The organism is Thalassolituus sp. UBA2009, assembly GCF_002335285.1.
In the GTDB taxonomy this organism is placed as follows: domain Bacteria; phylum Pseudomonadota; class Gammaproteobacteria; order Pseudomonadales; family Oceanobacteraceae; genus Venatoribacter; species Venatoribacter alkanivorans.
In genome coordinates, this window is record NZ_DDCJ01000104.1 from 5,470 (window position 1) to 9,505 (window position 4,036).

Genomic DNA, 4,036 nt, shown 5'->3' on the forward strand with positions numbered 1-4,036 from the left:
GCCTATAACAATGGTGTTACCAGTACACTGCCGAATTATCAGCAGATTCACGATGCTATTGCCTCGCTGATTTCTTCGAATAAATACAGCGTACTGCAGAATATGGCGCAGCAGGGGATGATGCGTCTGGTGGTAACCGAAGGTGAAATCGAAACCAAGATTACCTTCTCCACCTGGCAGGAACGTGAAAGCACACTGGAAACCAAAAACAAAACCCGTGCGCGCCAGGCCAGCAGAACCAAACTGCGCAAAGGTGCTTTGGGCGCTTTCAAAAAAGCCAGACGCAAAGAGCGTCAGCGTCAGGTGACGGTGAATACCGCCAAGAGTTACCAGCGCGATACCAGCGGCACCAAGGTCGATATTTTTGGCCGTGTGCTGATCCGCTTTAAAACCGATTATGCGCCGCTGAACGGGTGAGGTGATTTGTGTCTGACTTTCAGTATGTCAGTCTTGGTTTTGCGGAGTTTGTCGGCCAGCTGCTGACCGAAACTTTTGAAGCCACCATTAACGCGCAGCAATACCAGCTGCGCCGTTATGCTGAACTGCAGGCGGCCATTGATCTGCCCGACGAGCAGTTTCTGCTGCAGTTCATCGATCCGCAGCTGGTGCTCACGCGCGAAACACTCATTGCCGGTAGCCCGATTGCCCGGCAGATGATTGTTCCGCCCGAGCGGCAGGCGTTTATTCTGGAGCTGACCGAAGAGTTTGAGGAAGAGTCGGTTATCTTTAAAAACCGTCTGACCAACTATGGCTTTGAAGCATTGCGCGCAGTAATTGATGAGCAGCTGGTGGCTGAACAAAAAGCCAGCCTGCAGGCGCTGCTTAATCGTATGGAGCAGGCGCGGCTGGTGGTCGACAGTGGTGAAATTAATGCCAAGCTGGAGCTCAGCAGTCTGTATCAGACCGCGAGCGATGCAACCGCCGAAACGGCAGCGGGCAATGATGGTAAAACAGCGGTCAGCGGCGTTAAGCGTCTGGCGGCATCCGATGCCGTGCTTAACACGACGCTGGTCAACAGCACGCTGAGCAGCGGAGTAAAAGAGCTGGTGGATGCTGAAACACTGGAGAAGACCCTGTTTCTCGATGGCGCCACGCTGGATAAAACCCTCGCGGCCACGGCCGACAGTCCGGTACGCATCAGTGCCAAGCCCCTGCCCAGCAGCACCAGCAGTTCGGTGTATTCGCAGGTCACTATCCGTTTTAAAACCGTATGACGCCGGCACAACAGCAGCAATTGCAGTTACTGCTGGCGGAACTGGCGCGTCTGGGTCCGGTGGCCGAAGCCTGGCTCAGACGTCAGCCTGATAAGGTCATCAGCATCGAAGTTCATACTCCCGGCTTACCTCCTCTGACCGTGGAATGGCAACGCTCATCCTGAGTGATATTTGTCAGCGGTCATTCCTGTATTTTGCCTTCCATCTCCTAACGCTGAACTATTGTTTTTTTAACGTTATTTGCGGCTGTGTGGCCGCTGAACATAAGCCATGGCCGATGGATTGGTCTGTCGACCGGTATGTAACAGGAGGTGGTTATGCGTGCGTGGTGTTTTTGTGTCTTGCTTGGGCTGGCGCTTAACGCCGGCGCCGATTCTGTGGCCGGGTTTACCGCCAGTCATATCAAAATGGTGAACGTGGTGGCACCGGAATGGCCGGAGTTTACCAATAAAGATGGCACCGGCCTGTACTGGGATATTCTGCGCGCGGTGTACGAGCCGGCCGGCATCCGCGTTAAACCGGCAACGGTGCCCTGGAACCGGGCGCTGAAGATGGTAACCGAATACCGGGTGTATAACGCTATCATCGGAGAGACCCGCAACAGCAGTGAACCACTGCTTTATCCCCGTTATGCCATCGATGTGGAATACCTGTCGGTTGTTTACCCACTCAAGGCCCGCATAACCTGGAAGGGGCTTGATACGTTAAAAGACAAAACCGTGGGCTGGATGAAAGGCTATGACGTCATTCCCGGCAAACAACGTAATTTTAAACTGCGTGAGTTCCGTAGCAGCGCCGAAGGGCTGCAATGGTTACAGCAGGGTAAGATCGACATGATGGTGGATGAATGGGATGCCATTCAGCTGGCGCTGGAAGAGGCCGGTGTGGGCATGGATTATTTTGAGGTACAGGATGTGCCCTACGGCCGCGATGTGTATGTCGCCTTTGCTGAAGGGCCGGTGTCGGAGTATCTGATCAGCGAATATAACCGCCGTATTCCCGAGCTGATCGCCAGTGGTGAGCTGCAGGCGCTGTACGACAAATGGCAGGCGGGCGAAATGCCCGCGCAGGTAAAGGCACTGATGAAAACGGCCAGCGCTCAGTAGGTCAGGCCAGCACCCATAATCGGCATGCAAGCGGAGCTGCCACCCAATTCGAGGCAGGTGGCACCAAGATTAAAGGTGACCCGCTTGCGGTGTATTTTCATGCCGACATCGGCTTGCCAGTACGAGTAAACGCTGCTGTCTGAAACAATGTCGAACCACAGATCGTCTTTATCTTCGCTCGACAGGTTGTCTGGCCCATCCCAGTAAACCCGGTTATAGCGCAGATTACCGTACCACTCCGCCTTACCTTTGCTGTAGCTGAACAATGGCCCCAGATAAAAGCCCTTGCTGTTCGCCAGGTCGGTGGCACTGAACAGCCCGGCCAATCCGGCTACTGACCAGCCCTGTGCCTGATTTAACAGACTGTGCTTAATCCATATGGATTGGTTTATGGTGATCTGCTGTTCAATGGCGACACCGGCGTCAGTGTTCTCCCCCAGAGCCGCTGCGAAACTGACAGAGGTTGCCGGTGCGACATAGGCGCTGAGCTGGACATTACCTTTGCCCAGTGAGCGGGCACTGGTCGGGGTTGTCAGTGGTGCGACAGAACATGCACTGAGCGTTATCACTGCCAGACTGAGGATTGGCAAAAGAAGCGTAGGGCGTTGGAAATTCATCGTGGTTTGCAGACCGGTAAAGGCAAAGGCGGCGGATCATACTCCCTGTGCCTGAACGGTACATTAACGTATCATTCGGCCCCAGTTTTCTTTACCGGGGGCAATATGAGTTCACAGGTTTCTGCCGACAATATCCGTCTGACCGAATACAGCCATGGCGCCGGATGCGGCTGCAAAATATCACCTAAAGTGCTCGACAGCATTCTTGCCTCGCAGCTGACATTGCCTACCGATGCCAATCTGCTGGTGGGTAACAGCAGCAAAGACGACGCTGCCGCTTACGATATCGGTAATGGTCAGGTGATTTTAAGCACCACCGATTTCTTTATGCCCATTGCCGATGATCCCTTCGATTTTGGCCGTATCGCCGCGACCAATGCCATCAGTGATATCTACGCCATGGGTGGCAAACCGTTAATGGCGATTGCGATTCTTGGCTGGCCGGTAAATGTGCTGCCGCCTGAAGTCGCGCAGCGCGTGGTCGACGGTGGCCGTCAGGCCTGCGCGGATGCCGGCATTATGCTGGCCGGTGGTCACAGTATTGATTCGCCGGAACCGATTTTTGGTCTGGCGGTGACCGGTCTGGTACAGAAAGACAAACTGAAGCAGAACAACACCGCAACCGCAGGCTGCAAACTCTATCTGAGCAAGCCACTGGGTGTGGGCATTCTGACCACCGCCCAGAAGCAGAAAAAACTGCGCCCTGAGCATGAATTCCTTGCCCGTGATGTGATGTGCCAGATGAATAAAGTCGGCGCCGAAGTCGCACAGCTTGAGGGTGTGGAAGCCATTACCGACGTTACCGGTTTTGGTTTAATGGGGCACCTGCTGGAAGTGTGCGAAGGCAGTGGTGTGAATGCCGTGTTGTACGAGCAGCATATTCCGCTGCTGCCACCGGTGAGCGACTATATTGCCCAGGGTTGTCTGCCCGGCGGCACCACGCGTAATTTTGATTCCTATGGCGATAAACTGGCGCCGTTAACCGACGAGCAGAAAGCGCTGTTCTGCGATCCGCAAACCAGCGGCGGTTTATTAATTGCCGTACAGCCAGAGCAAGCCGCAGCGCTGGAACAGGTATTAACAGCCGCCGGGGTATACG

At 54.6% G+C, this 4,036-nt stretch carries 6 protein-coding genes; 5 read left to right on the forward strand and 1 reads right to left on the reverse strand.

Annotated features, from left to right (window positions below; genetic code table 11):
- The 4 genes from B3P58_RS13430 to B3P58_RS13445 form a co-directional block, all read left to right on the forward strand.
- Positions 1 to 417 (forward strand): hypothetical protein (locus B3P58_RS13430; protein WP_286718164.1); only part of this gene is annotated, 417 nt, incomplete at its 5' end.
- Positions 418 to 425: 8 nt separating this feature from the next.
- Positions 426 to 1,214: a hypothetical protein gene (locus B3P58_RS13435; protein ID WP_145467902.1), complete on the forward strand. Its 789-nt coding sequence runs from the start codon at positions 426 to 428 to the stop codon at positions 1,212 to 1,214.
- The gene (locus B3P58_RS13440) at positions 1,211 to 1,378 is read left to right on the forward strand and encodes a hypothetical protein (RefSeq protein ID WP_186435843.1); all 168 of its coding nucleotides are present in this window, start codon (positions 1,211 to 1,213) and stop codon (positions 1,376 to 1,378) included. Before B3P58_RS13435 ends, B3P58_RS13440 begins: the two co-directional genes overlap by 4 nt.
- A gap of 153 nt (positions 1,379 to 1,531) precedes the next feature.
- Positions 1,532 to 2,320 carry a substrate-binding periplasmic protein gene (locus B3P58_RS13445; protein ID WP_286718170.1) on the forward strand — a complete coding sequence of 263 codons (789 nt, stop codon included), beginning with the start codon at positions 1,532 to 1,534 and terminating at the stop codon, positions 2,318 to 2,320.
- Here the strand turns inward: B3P58_RS13445 and B3P58_RS13450 are convergent.
- Complete coding sequence (locus B3P58_RS13450) at positions 2,314 to 2,937, reverse strand: hypothetical protein (RefSeq protein WP_286718173.1); 624 nt, start codon at positions 2,935 to 2,937, stop codon at positions 2,314 to 2,316. The two genes, B3P58_RS13445 and B3P58_RS13450, sit on opposite strands and share 7 nt — an antisense overlap.
- A gap of 105 nt (positions 2,938 to 3,042) precedes the next feature.
- Between B3P58_RS13450 and selD the strand changes: the two genes are divergently transcribed.
- Positions 3,043 to 4,036: selenide, water dikinase SelD (gene selD / locus B3P58_RS13455; protein WP_286718176.1), on the forward strand; the 994-nt coding region annotated here is incomplete at its 3' end.

Bases quoted from the DNA above. Each gene is read 5' to 3' on its own strand.
- B3P58_RS13440 (WP_186435843.1), top strand. From the start codon at position 1,211: ATGACGCCGGCACAACAGCAGCAATTGCAGTTACTGCTGGCGGAACTG.
- B3P58_RS13445 (WP_286718170.1), top strand. From the start codon at position 1,532: ATGCGTGCGTGGTGTTTTTGTGTCTTGCTTGGGCTGGCGCTTAACGCC.
- B3P58_RS13450 (WP_286718173.1), bottom strand. From the start codon at position 2,937: ATGAATTTCCAACGCCCTACGCTTCTTTTGCCAATCCTCAGTCTGGCA.